The sequence below is a fragment of the Nostoc sp. genome, from assembly GCF_036917095.1.
Classification (GTDB): Bacteria; Cyanobacteriota; Cyanobacteriia; order Cyanobacteriales; family Nostocaceae; genus Nostoc.
In genome coordinates, this window is sequence record NZ_JBALFH010000004.1 from 25,790 (window position 1) to 46,693 (window position 20,904).

Below are 20,904 nucleotides of genomic sequence, written 5' to 3' on the forward strand. Positions count from 1 at the left end.
AATGCGGCAATTACAGCCAAGGATGGCGTGGGGGATAGACACCATTGAGGAAGTAGTTGCCAACAGCGTAGTATTTCCAACGGACGGGATCGTGGAGTGTGTGAGCGCGGGCATTTCGCCAGTGGCGATTGTAGTTGAATTGCTCCAATGTGGATTTAGTACCTGCTAGTTCAAATAACTTGTTGGTAGCTAGTAATGCTGCTTCCGTCGCCAATGCTTTGGCTTCTGCAACTGCGATCGATGCTTCAACTACTTTGGGTTCTTCTAAACCTGACTCGTTGGCAATGTCGATAAACTCACCGGCACGTCGCAGCAATGCTTCCGCAGCGTGAACTTGAATTTGGACATTGCCTAAGTTATAGAGCGTTAGCGGGTCTTCATATCCTTTTTCTAAATTGCTGTCAACCCAAGGGCGAGTATGGTTGCGGACAAAGTAGATGGTGTCACGGACTGCGGCTTTGGCAATTCCTACGTCAACGGCGGCTTGGATGATTTGCGCGATCGCACCCATTGGTGTTGCGCGTTCAAAGGATAAGTAGTGCGGAATTACATATTCTGCTTTAACTTTCACGTTTTCAATAATGGTAGTGCCGCTAGCAGTGGTACGCTGTCCGAAGCTCGTCCAGTCATCAAGTAGCGTCAATCCTGGAGCATCTCTTTCGACAAATGCCACCACTGTCTTACCATCTGGATTGCTGGCAATGACGGGAACCCAATGTGCTAGTAATGCCCCAGCAGAGTAGTATTTGCGTCCGTTGAGTACGTAGTCAGAACCATCTGGTGTTAATTTTGTCTGCACATCAGTGACAGACTTAGTGCCAATTTCCGAGAAGGCGTTACCGAACCGTTTACCTTGTAAAACCAAATCAAAGAAGAACTTTTTCTGCTCATCTGTGCCATCCAAGCGAACTGCTTCCACCATATAGAGGTGATTTTGGGGAATTTGACCAAGGCTAGAGTCGGCTTCGGAGATGATTTTAACTACTTCTGCCAAGGTGGCATTCGATACAAAAGCACCGCCATACTCTTTCGGGACTGTAATTCCCCACAATCCACTTTGAGAAAATTTTTCTACTTCTTCAGCAGGTAAACGCCGATTTTGGTCGCGTTCTGAGTCTCCCTTAGCAAACTCAGCTGCTAATTCGTGGGCGATCGCGATCGCTTCTCGATCGTCCCGAATAATATGCGCCTTCTGTTCAGTATTAATTACTGATGTCATATATAACTCCTTCTTGATTGTGATTAAACAACTGACAACGGAAAAACAAACCATTCCAAGCACAGAGCAAGACACTTGCGGCTTAAGCAAAGTCTCCGTAACACGTATGAATTAGAGTTTGAAAGTTATTTTGCGTAACTTCTAACAGATTGAATCTGAATTTTTGTAGGGAGGGCTTAACCATTGAACATTTACCAGTCGTAGGGGCGCAAGGCCTTGCGCCCCTACCGCGCGGTCTATTTACCTGAAAATAGCTGTAAAGTCCGGATAAATTACACAACTACTTCTGCAAGTAGTTAATCGATAATCAGCTACACCACAACTAATTCATCAGCTGAACGACGATTAGCTTCTAGTTCGCGCACAATTGGTATTACTGTCTTACCAAATGCTGGCAAATCATCTGTGTAGTGTAAGAAGCCGCCAAGAATTAAATCAACTCCCACTTCATGGAACTGGCGAATCTTTTCAGCTACTTGTTCAGCCGTACCAATCAAGCCTGAACGGAAGCCATCGTTATACTGCACTAAGTCTTCAAAATTGGAATTCGCCCACATTCCCTGACCTTCACGACTAGAAGATCCCGCCTGTTTCACCGCTTCGCCAAATCCTTTCACCGCCTCTACATCGGCTTGGGCAATAATATCACGCAATACTTCATGGGCTTCTGCTTCCGTATCTCGCACGATAATAAAGGAATTCAAACCAAACTTAATTTTGCGTCCTTCAAGACTCGCTAATGCAGACACATCTTCAATCTGCTCTTTCACACCTTCTATGGTGTTACCATTCATGAAATACCAATCAGACACCCGGCCAGCCATGCGCCGTGCAGCCTTGGAGTTACCACCTTGGAATATCTCCGGGTGTGGATTCTGATTAATTGGTTTAGGTTTCACCCAACCGCCGTTAATCCGGTAAAAGTCGCCCTTAAAGTGAAACTCATCCTCAGTCCACAAACCTTTGAGAACGCGGATAAATTCCTCTGAACGACGATAGCGTTCGTCATGGTCTAACCAATGTTCGCCATATATAGTGAATTCATCTTTGAACCAGCCGCTAACTACATTCAGAGCAAACCGTCCGTTAGAGAGAAAATCAATACTGGCACCGATTTTGGCAACTACTCCCGGATGCCACAATCCAGGGTGAACTGCCGCAATTAGCTTTAATTTCTTGGTGACTGGAGCTAAGGCTGACACGGTTGTTAATGCCTCTAGCTGGTACTCAGCGCCGTAGCTGGCGATAAATCTGGCTTGTGCTAGAGCATATTCAAACCCGACTTCTTCAGCTGTTTGAGCCAGTTGAGCATTATATTCATAAGTCCAATCTGTTCGTTGGGGAATTTTACTTACTACTAGCCCCCCGCTAACGTTGGGAATCCAGTATGCGAACTTAATATCTACCATAATTGTACGTTTGTAATTGAAATTGCTTGGTTATTTGTCTAAGTTTGCAAGTGAAGCAACAAAGCCTAATTTGTCATCGCTAACAAACCAGCTAAAACTCGATCGGGCAAAATTTTAGTCAAAATCGAAAGCTTGAGAGCGGCTGGAAACTACTCTGAGTTTAGAAGTAGACAATCTCAGGATCTGATGGTGGTAATATACCATAACCCGATCGTACTGCCGTAGTTTTTAATGAATCAGACTTTATCACAACAATTTTTCCGATGTCGTGATTCTATATACTTAAATTCCATTTCTGTATTCCAAAATGGAATACAGCCCAATTTTCCTTGGTGTTTAATTATTATTTTATACTTGGTAGTTATCATCTCGATCCAGTCAGAGCAAGCATAAATACAAAATTCGACAAAGTATCGCTACTATTCCATATCGTGATAAACAACTTTTTTTCATGTGTAATCTGCAACTATACACAGCAGAAATAAATGTGATAGTGTGAACTACTAAACCACGGTAAACGGGTAGAGTTGCCGTATTTATTGGATAACTCGTAAAAAAAGGCACAGGAAAAAATTATGCCACTTCAGTTTGGAATTTGGTCGCCGGTCTGTGGTGGATGGTTGCGAGTTGTCAACCATGAGGCTAATTTATCCACACAAGATTTGGTAAAACTGGCAGTTCAGGCAGACGAATTAGGTTATCACTTCTATTACATTCCCGAACATTACTTGAATGCAATTCACGGGCCGAACTATAATGTCGCTGATGCCTGGATTACAGCAGCTTTAGCAAGTTTGAACACCAAGAATATCAAGATTGTTGCGGCTGTACAACCAGGTTTTAAATTGCCTGCGGTCGTTGCCAATTTGAGTGCAAACATTCAAAATCAACTTAGTAACGGCAGATTTGCTCTCAGTGGTATTGCAGGTTGGTGGAAATTAGAAGTAGAAAGCTATGGAGATATCTGGCTACCCCACAGCGATCGCTACGCGCGATTAGAAGAGTATATTGATGTAATCAAGGGGCTGTGGACAGTCGAAGACTTTAATTATGTTGGCAAATACTACACTATTAAGGGTGGTATTCTCGCGGATAAGCCTAGACCAATACCACCTATTTTCATTGCTGGTGAATCAGATCGAGCTATTAATCTAGCGGCTCGTCTGGGAGATTATTTATTTATCAATGCTGACGATCCTGAAAAAACGGCAGCATTGGTGCAAAAAGTGAAAAGATTAGCTAGCGATCGCTACGGGCGACAGATTAAAGTAGCAATGAGTGCGTTTGCGATCGTTGGCGAACATACTGCCCAAGCTGAAGCCAGATTAGAAGCAATTTATCGTTCTGCCGATCGGCAGCAGATCGACTACTTTCAAGAGCAAATCGATCCTAACGTAGTTGCCCACAACAAACTAGATATCAGTCAAACCATTGAAGCCAATCTCGGTTTATCTGCTCAACTCGTTGGCGATCGCTATACGGTTATTAACCGCCTGAAAGAATACGAAGCGGTTGGCGTTGACTTAATAGTACTCAAATTTGAATCTATGTTGGAAGACACTATTCGCTTCCATAAACTAGTGATTTCCGAATATACACAGCAGAACAGCTTAATTCCGTTGTAAGTAATAAAAATCTTGCCTTTCTTAGTATGAACAAGATTAAACTCGAAGATATTACCCTCAATCACATCAAAATTTTAAAAGCAGTAGATGACTGTGGTAGCTTCTCTAAAGCAGCACAAAAATTAGGTTATAGTCAAGCATTAATTAGTAAAAAAGTCAAGCAAATAGAGGATTGTTTCGGAGTAGTTTTGCTAAATCGCTCTCCTGGCTCTATATGCTTGACTAATAAAGGCAAGAAATTGATTTCTCAGACAATAAATGTAGTAGAAACTGTAGAAAATCTCCAAGAAGAATTTCAAGCAACATTTAGTGCTGAAGGCGAAGATTTGATATTGGGGGCTACTAATTTAATCTTAGAAGTTTGGTTAAAACAATATACACAGAGATTTCAGCTTTGTTTTGCAGGGAGAAATATCAAAGAGATAACGGTTACAAATAGCATATTTTTCTCAAATTCTCAAGCTATAGAGATGGATCTCTTGCTCAACAGTTGCTCTGGATATAAGGAAGAACACCATTGTACTAGATTAACAACTCATAAAATGCTGCTTGTCTCCTTTGGGGCAAGTAAATATCTCAATGAGCATAGCTTAATTAAAATAAATGATATCGATCTAGCTGAGATTGTACTTTTAGATGATATTCATCAGGAGCTATCTAAAAATGAATACTTGATGAATAAATTAAGTGGTGTAAAGGTACTAGATAATTATCAAGATTTACTTAAATATGCTTCAGAAAATCAAAAATTAACGATTTTACCTGATTTCTGTCAAGCTGATATAACATCTCAATACAAAGTATTAACTCTGACTATTCAAGATGTTAATGAATATGGTATTTATCTCCATGTTCCTCGCTTTAGTGAATTGTTAATATCCGCAGAGAGTTTGGTAAGAAGTTTTAGACTCGATCGACATAACTTAGATAGTTTGCCTAATATAAATCTAATTTTAGGTAGCTGTTCTTCCAAAGAGGATAATAATAATATTCTTAGGATAGGTATTCAGAGTGATTCCATAGGGCAGTTTGTTGCTGGGTATGGGACTAAGCATATTTCTGATTTACAGAGAGCATCCTCATCACTTGAACAGCCTATTTTCAAAAATATTGAAATTAACCGAGATTTCGAGTTGCAAATTCTGCCGTTTAATTCTGGGGAACAAATGAACCGACAGATGAAACGGGGAGAACTAGATATTTGTATTTTAGATGATATTTCTCTCTTGAATAATGGAAGCCAATTTTTCGATGATTTAAGTTTTGGTTCTAAATTGATTGGAATTGCTTCGTATAATCTTTTAGGTCAAGATATAAATATTGTTTTGCATAAAGATTCTTCTATCAACACTGTTCAGGAACTGAAAGGTAAAAGAATTTCCACCTTATTTGGTTCAAATGCTCATAGGTTTATCATTACTCTTTTTGACCTCTATGATATGGATGTCAGTAAAGATTGCAGATTAGTGAATGAAAACCCTCGTAAAGCAAGTAAGAGTTTGGCAAATAAAACTATAGATGCTTACGTATGTTGTCACACTTTTGCCTCCATTTTAGAAGGATATGCTTTTGTCAAAAAGCTGCCTCTCTCTCAGACGGTTAGTTTAAGAATTCCATCAGTTAGAGGAATTGTCTGTCGTTCGCAGTTCATTAAAGAAAACCCGAAAATTGTCGTTGCTTATTTACATGATTTAGTAGTTGCTAACTATTGGTTTAATTCATCTCCAATCCAGGCGGCAGATTTATTAACTAAAATGATTGATGTGAGAACAGCTCAAGTAAATCAGTTTTTTAATCCTGTCTTTGGTAACCGCATCGACCCGACCCTTAAACCTCAATGGTCTTGGTTACTGAAAACTTTAAATCGCAGGTTGGAAGGAAAATATGGCATTTCACTATTTGATGTAGATTTCTGGATAGATGATTATTTCTTAAGACTTGTCTACAATTTGTTGAATCTAGATTATCACTTTCATCAGGTTTCTTTTGCAAGTGAATTTTCTAGCAGCTATTTTGTAGAGGAACAGTTTAGCCGACACATGAAAGTTCTCTACGATAAATTATAATCTTTGCGACTGTCTTTTCCTCTTTCAGATAGTTACTGTCAATCCTCGTAAATTGGCGAAGTTATTGTTATGATAAAAAGATGTTTAACGACAGCAATAACTCCCAAACTAACCAAGCTAGTGTTCTCTACAGACATGGCGACGTTCTAATCAGACGTATTGCTAGCTTACCTGTCAGTGCTCAGAAGCGTGTAGGTGCTACTCTCGCTCATGGTGAAATCACAGGACACAGCCATCGCATTCAGCAATCCAATGCTGTTCAGTTGTGGGTACATGGTAGCGACCTTTTTCTTGAGGTTAAAGAACCAAGTGCCACTTTAGTTCATGAAGAACATCGGGCGATTGAATTACCCCAAGGGCTTTACCGCGTCTGGAAACAACGTGAATATCGCCCTGATGCTTACGTCGAGGTGATGGACTAATGCTCAAAATCATGTCGAAAGGACGGGTGCCGAATAAACCAGTTTTGCAGCACCCAAAGGAAAGCCACGAGCCTATCTCAGCTGAACGTGCTCGAAAACTCATCCTTGAGCATCGCGCCTGGGATGGTATGCGCGTTTTGGGACATCTGGATTTAAGCGGTGCGTTGGATCTTTACAATCTACCCGAAAATCTCACCTGTGAAAGTATTGATATCAGCGACTGTGTAAACCTCACTACCCTTTCTCAAGGACTCCACGTCACTTCTTGGATCGAGTTGGCCGGAAGTGGGATTACCAGCCTATCTGCGGGACATGGTTTTGTCTTACGCTGGCGAGGCGTGCAGGTGACAGATAAGATTGCCTTTGAATCCCAATCTCTGACGGGGCAAGATATTCTCAATATTGAGAATGTTGAGTTGCGCCGCGTGCTGATTGAACGTTTGGGATACGAGACATTATTGCAGCAAGTGGGAGGGTTGATCCGCGATCGCGATCGCGATGCAGGTGGGGAACGTCAACTAGTCTACATTCCTTTTGAGGATGACGAACCGCTGATGGTCTTGAAAGTCACTTGCCCATCCACAGGACATATTCATGTTTTGCGCGTTCCCCCTCACATGCGAAGTTGCCATCAGGCAGCCGCCTGGATTGCAGGCTTTAATAACCCAGATGATTATAACCCTGCGATCGAGGCGTAATTAAGACTAATATCATGTCCGGCTGATTAGTTATAATTCTTGCATCTGTGCAAATAAAGTTTTTTCCCCTTTAACATGAGTCCCTTTCCCCCAAAACCAGACAAGTATTAGTATTGCGAGCGCTCTATGAATGCAGATACAGGTTTAGGGATGGGGTAATAATACGCAGTTGTATAAAAATTTTTTAGACAGAAAAAGCTTATCCGTTCATGAAATCGATCCGAATAAGCCAACAATATAAATACACCACGAGTAGCAATTCTCAAGCAAATATTCGTTAATTATGCAGTTTTCTGCAATAGAGCGATCGCATTTGTGCATTCTCTAGGTATCCAAACTGCATATAAATAAGCAGAAAAGGTCGATGTGTGGCATGAATATGTCGGATATTCTAAAACTCATCGGCAACAGTAATATTACTGACCACGCACCAATGAGGTGATGGAAGATTTCTTTGAAGTAATTTGGTGCTGGAATCCAGACAAAAAATTACATTTGCTGAGTTTAACTTAACCAACTCACTATCAACAATAAAAGGAGATTGAAAATGGCGAACATCTATGGCACATATGGAAATGATAATCTCTACGGAACTCTCGAAAATGACTATATATATTCTTACGAGGGTGATGATTACGTTTTCGGTAGTGGAGGAAATGATTACATTGATGGTTGGACGGGCAATGACAAGCTAGATGGTTGGACGGGCGACGACACGTTGCTTGGCTATACTGGCAACGACACGTTGCTTGGCTATACTGGCAACGATACGCTCAAGGGCGAGTCTGGCAACGACGTGCTCAAGGGCGAGTCTGGCTATGACAATTTAACCGGTGGAGCAGGAGCTGACATTTTCGTTCTTGACTCAGGATTAGGTTATGACACAATTACAGACTTCTCCTGGCAGGAAGGTGACAAATTCCAAGTTACTGGCATTTTGAGTGACTACTCGGTGAAGCCGTTTGGAGTAGGAACGGACATCTTGTATCAAGGTAGTTTGATTGCGTATGTGCAAAATCCTACGTCGGTCATCCCCAGCCTAGACTTTATATTGGCTTAGAAAGCTGTTTGGCACTGTCAAGTTAAGTAATGGCTGACAATAAGTAGATTATTCTTCAGTAGCAGAGTGTTAAAGGTGCAAAAGGTGTTGCTGAAGCCCTAAGTGGAAGTAGCCTCTAAAAGCTAGAGCGCCTAGTGTAACACTCTGCTTTTTTATGACTGAAGTTTAGACTAACGGGCAGGGAAAATAGCTCAAGCCCATTGATGGATTGAGCAAAACGATATAGACACCCATTTGACATCTAAGAAGAGGCTGCAAGCCTCTGAAGCATCAGCCGAATGAAACAAAGATTAACCTTGGCAGTCGCATGAGCGAGAGTTCTCTCAAAGTTCTTAACGAGAATTTGGCATCTCGCAATCCTTGCATTTGACCTTTCAATTACCTACCTTGCGGCAACCGGAACAAACCCAGATTTCCCTAATTCTTTCTTTTCTTGTACTGAACTTATCAAATATTTCAACAAAAAAGTATTGAAATATGACTACAGCTTTACAAATAAATGATGTCTGCGAGAAGCGTAGCTGCATCTCGGTCTTACCTAAAGAAATTATCTCCTTTTTGGCTAGTTACAACCTAATTCCGCAATTTTTATCTCAGAACATTATCGAATCTGCGATGTCTACGACGGGCTACGCCAACGCACCAATCACCTGCACAGAAGCAGAAACATCTCATGCTCTAGAGCAATTTTATCAGCATTGGGATTTGACAACCGAGCAAGAAATCCAAGATTGGTGTTTACGTTACTCTCTGACTCAAGAACAATTAGAACTTTTCGCAACCCGAAAGCTCAGAGTTGAAAAGTTCAAGCAGATAACTTGGGGACATCAACTAGAATCTTACTTTCTCAAAAACAAAAGAAATTTCGATCGGGTGATTTATTCTTTAATTCGGACTGAAAGCAGAGGAACTGCCAACGAACTATTTTTCCGAATTACAGAAGGAGAAAACTCATTTGCTGAACTGGCGCGTGAATATTCTCAAGGGACAGAAGCTGATACAAATGGCATCATCGGGCCAGTGGAACTTGGTACTATCAACCCCAATTTTGCTAAGTTACTTTGCACAAGTCAAGTGGGTATAGTTAAACCACCCGTACCCTTTGGAGAATCATGGATAATTGTACGTGTGGAAAAGTTTATAACTGCACAGTTGGACAATTTTATGCGCCAACGATTACTGCAAGAAAATTTTGAAACTTGGTTTCAACAACAACTGAATCAACTGTCACCGGAAGAAAAAACCTGGATGGGAATCATCCCAACTCAAAATTAAGAAGTGTCATCGTTAGACAACTGCGTATTATTCCCCCATCCCTAAACCTGTATCTGCTCTGCATACTCTGCGGTTGACAAGTGATTGAACCGCAGAGGCAAGAGAGACGCACAGAGGAAAGCAAAGATTTTATGAGTCACCTTGAAAAGGCTACTCAATTGGTTGTAGTGGGTTGCACAAATCGCTTAATTTCACCACACGCAATATAAGATTTGCCATCAGGTGCTGTTTTGACTTCATCAACGACGTAAAGCATTCCTTCCTCGCGAACCGATCGCGGAAAACGCATGTTCCAATCCGGTTCATATCCGTCGGAAACCACCCTAGCACGCAGCTTGCTGCCATCTTTGACACACTGAACTAAAATGCTGTGCCCTACACTATCAGTTGTGGGAAGATCGGCGGCACTGGCAGGGCCTTTGGAAGCTTTGCCTGTGTTAGTTACATACGATTGTCTAGGGGCAACGAAGATATCTGTTTCACCGGGTTGAGCCAAACGGGTTATTCTACCACGTACACGGTAGAAACTACCATCGGTTGAGGGTTCCAATCCTTCAACAACATAGCGTGCTCCCTCGGCACGAATGGCCCGGGGAAACTGGACGTTCTTGGTTGAATCGTAGCCTTGGGACATGACTTTGACCCGCAGTTTACCCCCTTCACGAACGCAAGACAATTCAACACCTGAACCGACTTCATTAACAATCGGCATCGCGTACACATCATCGCCAGTAGTGACACCGCGACCCACCAGATCGCTGCGATTGCGCGTCATCGTCTGGTAAGTTTGATCCCGCATCTCTTTCCGTCCGGCATTGCCTAGAGCTTTTTGGGCGATCCGACCCGCGAAATACTCAAGCTGATCGATTTCCTCAGCAATTTCAAAATTCTCGTTCAATCCTTTATCCCGCAAATCTTGCACAAGCACACGGAGGATTTGTTCAGCTTCCTGATGTCTGCCATGTTCAGCGAGATCGAGAGCAGTCTCTTTGGCCTTAGCGATGGTGAGGCGACTCAATTCCAGAATAATATGGCTTGTAGAGGCAAAAGCTGCTTCCTCAACGGTACCAACTTTGGCAACGACATCGACTGTACCTGACACGGTTTGAATCAGATCGTTTTGCACAACCTCAGCGCTGTAATGCAGTTTCATTACAGGTAACTCACCAACTTGAGCGCTTGATATCATCAAACTCAAACCGAGAAGTTTGTCTTCGCCCTCGTAAAGCTCTCCCAAGGTGAGGACAGGTTGACCAGCGCCATTCTGGCTAACTTTAGCAAGACTTAAGGTATCAACGAGGCTAACACCATCAGCCAACTCAAGTGTCACCTTGAGATTCTGTCCCACTACTGCTCTGAGACTGTCTAGCTCAATACTAAATACTTCAGTTGCTTCGTCGATGCTCTGAATGAAGTAGAAGTTGCCCGTGGCGGCCCTTGCCATACCAATCAGTAAGTCTTCATTGAAACCCTGAGCAAAACCTAAAGTAGTTGTGGTAATACCTTCCTCAGCTTTTTGCCCCGATGTCGCTGTCAGTACCTTGGGATCTTGAATGCCCATATTGGCGTGACCATCGGTAAGCAGAAGAACACGGTTGATTTTTTGCGGATCGAGTCGCGTCTTGACATGTTCGCAGCCTTTGAGCCATCCCCCCGATAAGTTGGTAATACCGCCTGCTCTCACCTTGCGGATAGAGTTTTTCAGTGCGCCCTTGTTAGTCACAGCCTGGGGTGGCACAACGCTGTCCACTTCATCGTCGTAGACAACTACTGAGAGAATGTCATCTGGCTCCAGTCGATCCACCACAGACTCAGCGGCTTTGAGTGCATGATGCAAGGGAGCGCCAGCCATAGAGCCTGAACGGTCAATTACAAGAGAAAGGTTAAGGTTACGTCGGGGAGATTCAGCTATGTCAGCACGAAAACGTAGCAAAATATTAGTCTTTAATGAAGATCCTGCGGGGAGGATAGACTGGTCAAATTCGTAACTTGTCTTAATCATCTTTTATATCCCTCAAAACTGTCTATTATAAGCTACAAGCCCTATGATGCCTAGATAGGAAGTGCTCTCTTTAGTTTACCCAGAAATAAAATAATTCAGTGTAAAACTAGGATTTAATGTAAGAATTTATAGTTTATATATCCTTAAGCGTCAGCGTAGCCCGTCGTAGACATCGCTCTTTCGGGAAAAGTTTGCGTTCTAGTGACTTTATACTTTCCCACTCACCAATACTGAAAGGCGATCGCAGTGGTCACAATTGCGGGAAACTGAAAGCAAGCAGATTAATTAGGAAAGGAGAACCTAATGAGCTGGACTAAAGTTCTTGCAGTCGAAGCACTTTCCCCAGGTACCCGACAAGTGGTGAAAGTTGGCAACCGGAAAATTCTGGTTTTGAATCACGAAAATCAGCTTTATGCTGTAGATAACAACTGTCCCCACTTAAAATTACCGTTGAAAAGTGGGAAAATAACTGAAAGTGGGGCAATAGTTTGTAGCTTCCATCGCAGTGCTTTTGACCTGCGGACTGGTGAGGTACAAGGATGGTGTGCTTGGCCGCCTGGTGTAGGCAAGGTACTTTCGTTGGTTTCACAACAAAAAGCATTGCCAGTGTTTCCTATTCGTGTGGAAGAAGGCAGTATCTGGGTTGATGTGCAAGAGGAATAGCACCCTCTGGCTCAATTTACTGCCATTGGGCAAATATCTGAAGTTGCGAGTAGGCTAAAAAATTTTACTCAAACTTTTCCCAATATCTTGCCTATTCATTTTTGAAGGACGATAGAAATATCGGAGACGGAGGCTTGACAAAAAAGCAAGCTCCGCTTTTATAGTTTGCTCAACGCCTCATTCGATCGATATAGCCCAGAGTAAGATGTAAATTAGGCTATCCATTCTTTTAGGAGTTAGAGGATGTTTAAAAAGTCATGATTGATGTATCAAATATTTTTTACCCCACCCTAACCCTCCCTTTATAAAGGGGAGCCACTGCGTTGGGCGGGCAACGCTCGACTTGAAGCATGTGGCGTGAGGGAACCGGATTTTCTTATTTCCCCCCAATATATCGGGGGGATTAAGGGGGGTAACAATTTGATTAAAATCAGAACATACCACTTTTCAAACAACCTCTTAAGCAACAAAAACCCCAACCAATGAGTTTAGCTGGGGTTTCTATTAATATTTACCTAATACAGAGATATAGAAACTATTAACTCATCTCACGACTACGAAAACATCGCAAGTCTTTTCGACAGGCTACCGCAAACGCTTGTTTTCTTGAATTGCCGTGGGGAAATCGAAGTCATCAGTCATTAATACCAAGGACTAATGACTAATGATTAATGACTAAATCGGCGGGCGGCTATCCCGAACACTCCTTTAAATTATGAGATTACCGCCGATTTTCTTTGAATGAGAGAATAGAATATCTCCTCAAGCAGTTTGAACGCTTTGCCCTGATGTAATGTTGGGTTGTGTGTTACCATTGCCAGCTTCTATAGAAGCTGTAGCACTTTCCGATTGACCTAAATTCACTTTGAATACTTTGGTCTGCTCTTGCTCCAGTTTGGGTAAAGTCAAAATTAGAATGCCATCTTTCAGGTCTGCTTTAACTTGTTGATTCTGAACTTTGCTTGGCAGAGGAATTACTCTAGTGAAGTTGCCATAGCGGAATTCAGAATGAACTTTAGCGTTAGATTGGAAATGTTTTTCGTAACGATGCTCGCCAGCAATCGAAACTGCATCTTGAGTTACTTGAACATCCAGGTCTTTAGCTTCCACTCCTGGAATCTCAACTCTTAATAGCAACTCTGAACCTTTGTCATGTAATTCAACCGCAGGAATCCACGCTGTTCTTGGTGATGCAGAAATCTCGGAGTTGCCGCGCTCGGCTGCTGTAAGCTCAGAGAAGAGTTGATCCATTTGACGACGCAGAATTTCCATTTCTCGGAATGGTTCCCAACGAATAAGTGCCATATCTCAATATCTCCTTAACTTTCTAATTCACGTTTGGGTAATCAAACAAAGTTTTAGAGGTTATTTAGAGGTTTCAGATATTTAAGCAATTATCGAACCTCTAGTTTTTTTGGAGAGAAGCTTTATTTGCTTTGTTTGTTCTCTCTAGTAAGTAATTTAATAAAATAAAAATCAAAAAACAGTTGGGTAAACCGTACATAGATAAGTTGGATTTACCGTATAAAAAATAGGTGGTAGGGGGCAGGGAGCAGGGAGAAAGAGAGTTTTAGGATTTTTGCATAGATGCCCGGAATAATAACTAGTTAAGCAGACATGATATTACGCCAAATTTTGTATTGTAATTACGTGGAAAATGTAAGTGATAACTTATACTTTGGTATTCTCTGTCTAATGTTATGTTACTAGTTAACGATCGCCTCCGGCACACTATGCGATCGCGCTATATCCTCTACATGCATTTTGTATCTATTTTGTCAATCATACCGTCGTTATTTATTTCTGTTATTCTCTCCGCGTCTGCCTTACATTTATGTTAAGAAAGTTCTAGGTAATGCATAGCCTTTATGGGAGAGGCTAGCGCTAGAAGGAAAAGATCGCATTGCTTCACCTCCTACCTTTTTTTGGCACCAAAACCCTACACCCTGCATCCAAGTATGGTGGCGACGATGATTTTATCAAGAAAGGCAGAGGGCAGGAGGCAGGAGGCAGAAGGGAATTCTGATTCCAGTACTGAAGCTCGTAACCGGAGTGAACTTGGGTTTAAGACCCCCACTGTACTTTTGTTCAGTGACCCCAAGTCAGGAGGAGCCTGAATCTCATAAGTGACTTGTTCCTCCTGCCCTCTGCCTCCTGCCTTCTTCAATTACAATCTTGTAAAAGAGTTTTACTTTCTGATTTCATGTTCAGTTTGATGCAACAAATTACTCCTGATTGAAAATTAACTTAGTAACTGATATGGATGCTCAAAAAATAAAGATTTTATTAGTTGACGATCGGCTAGAGAATTTACATTTTTTAGTAGACATCCTTCAACACCAAGGTTATCAGGTGCAAAGTGCCCTTTCTGGACAATTGGCAATCCATACGGCGCTAGTTTCTCCCCCAGACTTGATTTTCCTAGACGTTCTTATGTCAGAGATGGATGGTTATGAAGTTTATCAACGTTTAAAAGCTAACCAGAAAACTCAAGAGATTCCGATAATTTTTTTCGGTATTTTAGATGAATTATCTCAAGAAGTAAACATTTGTGATTTAGGCGATGTTGAATATATTACTCAACCATTCAAAACTCAAGAAGTTTTATTACGCGTACAAAATCAACTTACTCTCCAAAGGCTAAAAAAACAGTTAAAAGAACAAAATGCCCAACTACAAGAGGAGATTAGAGAGCGTCAACAGCTTGCTGTTGAGTTAAATATTCGGAACAAACGAATAGAAAAAATTTTCAAAGAAATTCCCGTTAACATTGGCAAAGCCATTTGTAGAGAAGTTTACCAAAGCGAACACCTTTTAGTCGAAGCCGCTCTGAAAAAGAGCGAAAGTCAGTATCGCCACCTAGTGGAGACATCCCAGGATATGATCTGGTCGGTGGATATTGATGGACTAATTACCTTTGTCAACCCGGCAGTCAAGCAGATTTATGGCTACGAACCCGAGGAAATGATCGGGCGTGCCTTAACTGATTTCATCTCGTTTACACAAGTTGCTAAAGATAAAGTAGCCTTTGAGCGTGTTTTTCAGGGAAAGACTATCTTTCAGCATGAAACTACTTGTATAGCTAAAGATGGTACTTTACTTTATCTAATGTTTAATGCGATCGCCTTACGCAACGAAGAGGGTGTGGTTATAGGCATGACAGGCACTGCTAGTAATATTACACAGCGTAGAGGTATAGAAAAATTACTCCAAGAAAGCGCGATTAAGCTCCGCAATCATAACCTAGTGCTAACCAAACTCGCGCAAAATCAGACGCTTTATCAGGGTGACTTGAAAGCCGCTTTGAGTAAAATCACAGAAACATCTGTCAAAAATATTGGGGTGGAACGAACCAGTATCTGGCTGTATGAGGAAACAGGCACGAAAATCGAGTGTTTTGACCTATTTGAGGCTAGCCGAAATCAACATAGCCAAGGACTTTCCTTGGCAGCGGAAGACTATCCAGCTTATTTTGCAGCTTTGCAGCAAGACCAACCAATCGCCGCAGATAATGCCCATACCGATCCCAGAACTAGAGAATTTTCTGCATTTTACTCAAGATTAAGCATTACCTCCATACTTGATACACCCATTAGGCTTGAGGGCAAAACTGTAGGAGTTTTATGTATGGAGGCTGTGGGAGTTGCTCATCATTGGACGCTAGAAGACCAAAATTTCGCTCGTTCTCTGGGTAATTTAGTATCCTTGGTGTTGGAGGCAAAAGAACGCCAACGCGCAGAAGCAGCGCGGCGGGCTTCTGAAGAAAAGTTAGCATCAGCTTTTCGGTCATCTCCCGATCCAATTGCCTTAATTACTGTTCTCAATAAACGCTATGTCGAAGTGAACGACAGCTTTTGTCGATTTTTTGGTTATTCTCGTTCTCAGGTTATCGATCGCACCGATGAAGAATTGAATATTTGGACGAATCCAGAAGAATATAATTTCCTGGCCCACACGCTGCAACAAACAAAAGCCATCCGCAACTATGAGGTTGATGTCTGCACTTCAACAGGAGAAATCAAGACAACACTGTTTAGTGCGGAAATGATTGAGATTGATGGACAATGGTATGTACTGGGCACAGCGAAAGACATTACTGAACGCAAGCAGGCAGAAAATGAAAGCCGTTTGCTGTTGTTAACAACCCAAGCTATCACTCGCGCCAATGATGTCAACAGCGCTTTAGCAGTGGTTTTGCGCTTAATTTGTCACACGATTGGTTGGGATTTTGGTGAAGCATGGATACCTAATGAAGATGGTACTTTAGAACACAGTCTGGGCTGGTATGGTGAGGAAAGTAGTTTAGAACAATTCTGTCGCCAAAGCCAAACTGTGAAATTTGCTCTGGGAGTGGGACTACCAGGAAGGGTTTGGCAGAGTCAGGAACCAGAATGGATAGAGGATGTTTCGGAAGTTGCACAGTCAGTTTTTTTGCGCCCGCCGCAGGCATCGCAACAAGCTGCCAAAGTAGGATTAAAAGCTAGTTTTGGTGTTCCCATACTGGCAGGAAAGCAAGTATTAGCTGTTTTAGTATTTTTTAAACGTAGCTCAGTATTGATAGATAAACGTTTGCTGTTGCTAGTAAGTGCTGTTGCTGCTCAGTTAGGTGGGTTGATTGAGCGCAAAACCCTAGAACAAAAACTAGCACTCAGAGAAGCTCGCCTCAATGCCTTTTTTAGCAGCGCTCCCGTCGGCATGAACATTGTAGATAACCAGCTGCGGTTTGTGCAAATCAACCAACTACTAGCGGAGATTAATGGACTACCCCAGCAAGATCATATTGGCAAAACCATCCATGAAGTCTTACCCCACATCGCTCCCTTAGTAGAAGGAACCTATCAACAGGTTCTGTTGACTGGCCAACCCATTCTCAATCAAGAATTAAGCAGCGCCTCAATTAAACAACCAGATATCATCCGTCACTTTTTAGCTTCTTATTTTCCGATTCCTGGTGAGAACGATCGCCCCTCTGGTGTGGGGACAGTTTTAGTAGAAATTAGCGAACTGGAAGCTGCGCTGCGCGAACGCAAACACGTCGAACAAGAACTGCGTTTAGCCAACGAACGCTTACAATATCTGCTCACTTCTAGCCCTGTGGTTATTTATAGCAGCAAAAAAACCTCAGGAGCTTTTAGCACTACCTTTATTAGCAAAAACGTTAAGACAATGGTTGGGTACGAAGCGCAGGAATTTCTCGAAAATCCCAGTTTCTGGCTCCATCATGTCCACCCAGAAGATGTTGAACTCATCTTGGGGAAATTTCAAGAGCTTGTTGAGCGAGAGTATAGCTCTTACGAATACCGATGGTTACACGCTGATGGAACTTATCACTGGTTTTACGAAAAGATGAGGTTAATCCGTGATGAAGTTGGTAACTCTATAGAATGTGTTGGTTATTGGGCAGACATTAGCGATCGCAAATTAGCAGAATTAGCTTTGCAGTCAGGTCAGCAGCGATATCAACTTTTAGCCGAAGCCTCACCTGCTTGTATCTTTCACACTGATGTTGATGGCAATGTCTTATATTTTAATCAACGCTGGAGTGAGATTACTGGATGTAGTTTAGAAGATTCTTTGGGAACAGGTTGGGCAAATGCCGTACATCCAGACGACCGCGAGCAGCTACTGTTGGCATGGAATCAAGCAACAGTCGCTAGGTCATCATATAAATACGAACATCGCTTCTTGCGGGAAAATAGTACAGTCATCTGGGTAATTTGCCATGCTTTGCCAGAATTTGGAGATAATGGAGAAATTAAAGGTTACATCGGTACAATTACAGATATTACCGAGAGGAAATTGGCAGAAGAAGCCTTGTATGAGGGTGCAGAACGGGAAAGAGCGATCGCCCAAGTAGTTCAAAGGATGCGCGAAACACTAGATTTAGAGACTATATTTGCAGCTACAACCCAAGAATTACGGCAAGTGCTAAACTGCGATCGCGTTGTTGTCTATCGTTTCAATCCCCAGTGGAATGGCGAATTTGTTTCCGAATCGGTGGGTAATGGTTGGATTTCTCTGATAGAAGAACACAACAATGACCCCCATCTCACAGAAGGTGTCTTACAAGAGGGCCATTGCCTAGCAAAAATTTTGGATAGCGCGGATAACCAGGTGGAAGATCCTTATCTGCAAAGAACTCAAGGTGGAAGTTTCCGCTCTGTGCCAGATATTTACAACGCTGGGTTTCATCCTTCTTATATCAACCTCTTAGAGCGCTTTCAGGCTAAAGCCTACATTATTGTCCCGATTTTATATGGTAATCAGCTTTGGGGATTATTGGCGAGTTATCAAAATTCCGCTCCCCGTCAATGGAAATCAGGAGAAATCAACATCGTAGTTCAAATTGGCAATCAGTTGGGTGTGGCTTTACAGCAAGCACAATTGCTCGCCCAAACCCAAAGACAGTCACAAGCATTGCAAGAAGCTGCGATCGTTGCTGATACTGCCAACCGCGCCAAAAGCGAATTCCTCGCCAACATGAGCCACGAACTGCGTACCCCACTCAACGCCATCCTCGGTTTTACCCAAATCATGAGTCACGATCGTGCTTTATCTACTGAACATCAGCAAAACCTAACAATCATCAATCGTGCTGGCGAACATCTCCTCAACTTAATCAACGACATTTTGGAAATGACTAAAATCGAAGCCGGCAGAATAACATTAAATCTCAACTGTTTTGACTTAATTTGCCTCTTAGAAAACCTGGAAGAGATGTTACGCTTCCGCGCCACCTCCAAAGGATTAGAATTGGTCTTTGAATATACATCTTACCTTCCCCAATACATCCAAGCTGACGAAAGTAAACTGCGTCAAGTGTTGCTTAACCTGCTGGGAAATGCAATCAAATTTACCGATACAGGGAGGGTAACGCTGCGGGTGGGGATGGAGACTGGGGATTGGGGAGTAGAGAAGAAAGAGGAAACAGGTAATTCTTCATTTTCCCCCTTGCTCCCTGCTAAAAGCCCCTCTGCTTCTTCATCCCATTGCTTAATCTTTGAGGTACAAGACACTGGACGCGGTATTGCCCCACAAGAAATTGACTTGCTGTTTGAAGCTTTTGGGCAAACTGAAACCGGAAGGAAATCGCAACAAGGTACAGGACTAGGTTTAGCAATTAGCCGCAAATACGTGCAACTAATGGGGGGAGATATTAGCGTCTCCAGCATTATTGGCAAGGGAAGTAAATTTGCGTTTGATATTCAAATCGATTTAGCCGCAGCCAGCGAAATTCAGATCGAGCAAATTAGACGCCAAGTTATTAGTTTAGCGCCCGATCAAAGCGAATACCGGATCTTGGTGGTTGATGACGCTACAGATAGCCGTTTAGTGCTAATGAAAATTTTGACATCTATCGGCTTTGCAGTACAGGAAGCAATAAATGGCACTGAAGCGATCGCACTCTGGCAGACATGGCAACCACACTTAATCTTAATGGATATGCGGATGCCGATTATGGACGGCTATGAAGCCACAAAAATTATTAAAGCTAGAGAAGAAATCTCAATCCCAAATCGCAAGACTATTATCATCGCCTTAACTGCTAATGCCTTTGAGGAACAGCGAGAGGCAATGAGCAAAGCCGGTTGTGATGATTATATTAACAAGCCCTTCCGAGAGGAACAATTACTAGAAAAATTGAGCGAATATTTAGGAGTTAAATATATTTATCAAGAAGAAGGCTATCAGATAGCAAACGCAAACCAACACAAAATAGAATCAATGCTAACGCTTACGGATTTAGTGACTCTATTATCTGAAATGTCGGCTGAATGGGTGAAACAGGTATACACTGCCGCAGCCCAATGTAGTGATGACCTGATTCTAGAATTGATTGAGCAAATCCCTTCAGAAAATGTTGCACTGGAAAATTTTATCAAGAATTTAGCTCATGATTTTCAGTTTGAGAAAATTATGGAATTGACGAGTATTACAGGAGTATTATCTAGTTATTGACGCTCTACCCGGCTAGAAGCCGAGAGATTCACAACGAGGTGCGACAGCACCATCGTTGTTATCTTGGAAGAACAGATCCAATTGAACTCCGAAGTTCCCAGGCACATCGCGTTTGCCCATGTGAGTGCAATATTGTCTCCTTTTAGGCTCTGTTGATTCAGAGTTAGGCGTTTCAAACAGGGGTAGCTATTTGGGTTTGGCAGAGTCCCTGCGTACCTTGCGAACTTGTTTTAAAGGATTTAATTATCGAACAGAGCGCAAGTAAGAAAAAACTGAGAAACGATATTTCTTACTTGCTCAATATTGTTAATTCCTTAATATATACCAAGTACCATTATTACGTCGCCAGACAGCAAAATCATTTCTTCCATCAGCATCATAATCGCCAGGGGCTGGAATATCACCAGCTGCCCCCCATTGTTGAGTAGTAATTTGACCTGTAGAGCTTTGAATTACATACCAAGTACCATTATTGGGTCGCCAGACAGCAAAATCATTTCTCCCAT

Annotated in this window: 13 protein-coding genes; 8 read left to right on the forward strand and 5 right to left on the reverse strand. The window is 42.2% G+C overall.

The window, feature by feature from the left end:
* Positions 1-10: 10 nt before the first annotated feature.
* Together V7L01_RS01355 and sfnG are read right to left on the reverse strand one after the other, a co-directional pair.
* Complete coding sequence (locus V7L01_RS01355; RefSeq protein WP_335031193.1) at positions 11-1,219, reverse strand: SfnB family sulfur acquisition oxidoreductase; 1,209 nt, start codon at positions 1,217-1,219, stop codon at positions 11-13.
* Between the two features lie 311 nt (positions 1,220-1,530).
* A complete protein-coding gene (sfnG, locus tag V7L01_RS01360; RefSeq protein WP_335031195.1) occupies positions 1,531-2,628 on the reverse strand; it encodes a dimethylsulfone monooxygenase SfnG in 1,098 nt (365 codons plus the stop codon).
* Between the two features lie 575 nt (positions 2,629-3,203).
* Here sfnG and V7L01_RS01365 point away from each other — a divergent pair.
* The 6 genes from V7L01_RS01365 to V7L01_RS01390 all read left to right on the forward strand — a co-directional run bounded on the left by V7L01_RS01365 (position 3,204) and on the right by V7L01_RS01390 (position 9,774).
* Positions 3,204-4,253 carry an LLM class flavin-dependent oxidoreductase gene (locus V7L01_RS01365; RefSeq protein WP_335031197.1) on the forward strand — a complete coding sequence of 350 codons (1,050 nt, stop codon included), beginning with the start codon at positions 3,204-3,206 and terminating at the stop codon, positions 4,251-4,253.
* A gap of 26 nt (positions 4,254-4,279) precedes the next feature.
* Positions 4,280-6,319: a LysR family transcriptional regulator gene (locus tag V7L01_RS01370; RefSeq protein WP_335031199.1), complete on the forward strand. Its 2,040-nt coding sequence runs from the start codon at positions 4,280-4,282 to the stop codon at positions 6,317-6,319.
* An 80-nt stretch (positions 6,320-6,399) separates the two neighbouring features.
* Positions 6,400-6,741 carry a hypothetical protein gene (locus V7L01_RS01375; RefSeq protein WP_335031201.1) on the forward strand — a complete coding sequence of 114 codons (342 nt, stop codon included), beginning with the start codon at positions 6,400-6,402 and terminating at the stop codon, positions 6,739-6,741.
* On the forward strand, positions 6,741-7,439 hold the full coding sequence (locus V7L01_RS01380; protein WP_335031203.1) for a DUF6745 domain-containing protein: 699 nt from the start codon (positions 6,741-6,743) through the stop codon (positions 7,437-7,439). The genes V7L01_RS01375 and V7L01_RS01380 overlap by 1 nt, the downstream gene beginning before the upstream one ends.
* Positions 7,440-7,986: 547 nt before the next feature.
* Positions 7,987-8,499, forward strand: coding sequence for a calcium-binding protein (locus V7L01_RS01385; protein WP_335031205.1), 513 nt, complete (start codon positions 7,987-7,989; stop codon positions 8,497-8,499).
* Between the two features lie 477 nt (positions 8,500-8,976).
* Positions 8,977-9,774, forward strand: coding sequence for a peptidylprolyl isomerase (locus V7L01_RS01390; protein ID WP_335031207.1), 798 nt, complete (start codon positions 8,977-8,979; stop codon positions 9,772-9,774).
* Positions 9,775-9,928: 154 nt separating this feature from the next.
* Here the strand turns inward: V7L01_RS01390 and V7L01_RS01395 are convergent, their stop codons facing one another.
* Positions 9,929-11,776, reverse strand: coding sequence for a vWA domain-containing protein (locus V7L01_RS01395; protein WP_335031209.1), 1,848 nt, complete (start codon positions 11,774-11,776; stop codon positions 9,929-9,931).
* A 303-nt stretch (positions 11,777-12,079) separates the two neighbouring features.
* Here V7L01_RS01395 and V7L01_RS01400 point away from each other — a divergent pair, with 303 nt between their 5' ends.
* Positions 12,080-12,439 carry a Rieske (2Fe-2S) protein gene (locus tag V7L01_RS01400; RefSeq protein ID WP_335031211.1) on the forward strand — a complete coding sequence of 120 codons (360 nt, stop codon included), beginning with the start codon at positions 12,080-12,082 and terminating at the stop codon, positions 12,437-12,439.
* Positions 12,440-13,201: 762 nt separating this feature from the next.
* Here V7L01_RS01400 and V7L01_RS01405 read toward each other — a convergent pair.
* On the reverse strand, positions 13,202-13,744 hold the full coding sequence (locus V7L01_RS01405) for an Hsp20/alpha crystallin family protein (protein WP_335031213.1): 543 nt from the start codon (positions 13,742-13,744) through the stop codon (positions 13,202-13,204).
* A 954-nt stretch (positions 13,745-14,698) separates the two neighbouring features.
* Here V7L01_RS01405 and V7L01_RS01410 point away from each other — a divergent pair.
* Positions 14,699-20,398 carry a PAS domain S-box protein gene (locus V7L01_RS01410; RefSeq protein ID WP_335031215.1) on the forward strand — a complete coding sequence of 1,900 codons (5,700 nt, stop codon included), beginning with the start codon at positions 14,699-14,701 and terminating at the stop codon, positions 20,396-20,398.
* A 306-nt stretch (positions 20,399-20,704) separates the two neighbouring features.
* Here the strand turns inward: V7L01_RS01410 and V7L01_RS01415 are convergent.
* On the reverse strand, positions 20,705-20,904 hold a 200-nt coding region (locus V7L01_RS01415; protein ID WP_335031217.1), incomplete at its 5' end, for a hypothetical protein.

Coding starts and splice junctions, on each gene's coding strand:
- V7L01_RS01395 (WP_335031209.1), bottom strand. CDS start 11,776: ATGATTAAGACAAGTTACGAATTTGACCAGTCTATCCTCCCCGCAGGA.
- V7L01_RS01370 (WP_335031199.1), top strand. CDS start 4,280: ATGAACAAGATTAAACTCGAAGATATTACCCTCAATCACATCAAAATT.
- V7L01_RS01385 (WP_335031205.1), top strand. CDS start 7,987: ATGGCGAACATCTATGGCACATATGGAAATGATAATCTCTACGGAACT.
- V7L01_RS01400 (WP_335031211.1), top strand. CDS start 12,080: ATGAGCTGGACTAAAGTTCTTGCAGTCGAAGCACTTTCCCCAGGTACC.
- V7L01_RS01405 (WP_335031213.1), bottom strand. CDS start 13,744: ATGGCACTTATTCGTTGGGAACCATTCCGAGAAATGGAAATTCTGCGT.
- sfnG (WP_335031195.1), bottom strand. CDS start 2,628: ATGGTAGATATTAAGTTCGCATACTGGATTCCCAACGTTAGCGGGGGG.
- V7L01_RS01365 (WP_335031197.1), top strand. CDS start 3,204: ATGCCACTTCAGTTTGGAATTTGGTCGCCGGTCTGTGGTGGATGGTTG.
- V7L01_RS01355 (WP_335031193.1), bottom strand. CDS start 1,219: ATGACATCAGTAATTAATACTGAACAGAAGGCGCATATTATTCGGGAC.
- V7L01_RS01410 (WP_335031215.1), top strand. CDS start 14,699: ATGGATGCTCAAAAAATAAAGATTTTATTAGTTGACGATCGGCTAGAG.
- V7L01_RS01380 (WP_335031203.1), top strand. CDS start 6,741: ATGCTCAAAATCATGTCGAAAGGACGGGTGCCGAATAAACCAGTTTTG.
- V7L01_RS01390 (WP_335031207.1), top strand. CDS start 8,977: ATGACTACAGCTTTACAAATAAATGATGTCTGCGAGAAGCGTAGCTGC.
- V7L01_RS01375 (WP_335031201.1), top strand. CDS start 6,400: ATGTTTAACGACAGCAATAACTCCCAAACTAACCAAGCTAGTGTTCTC.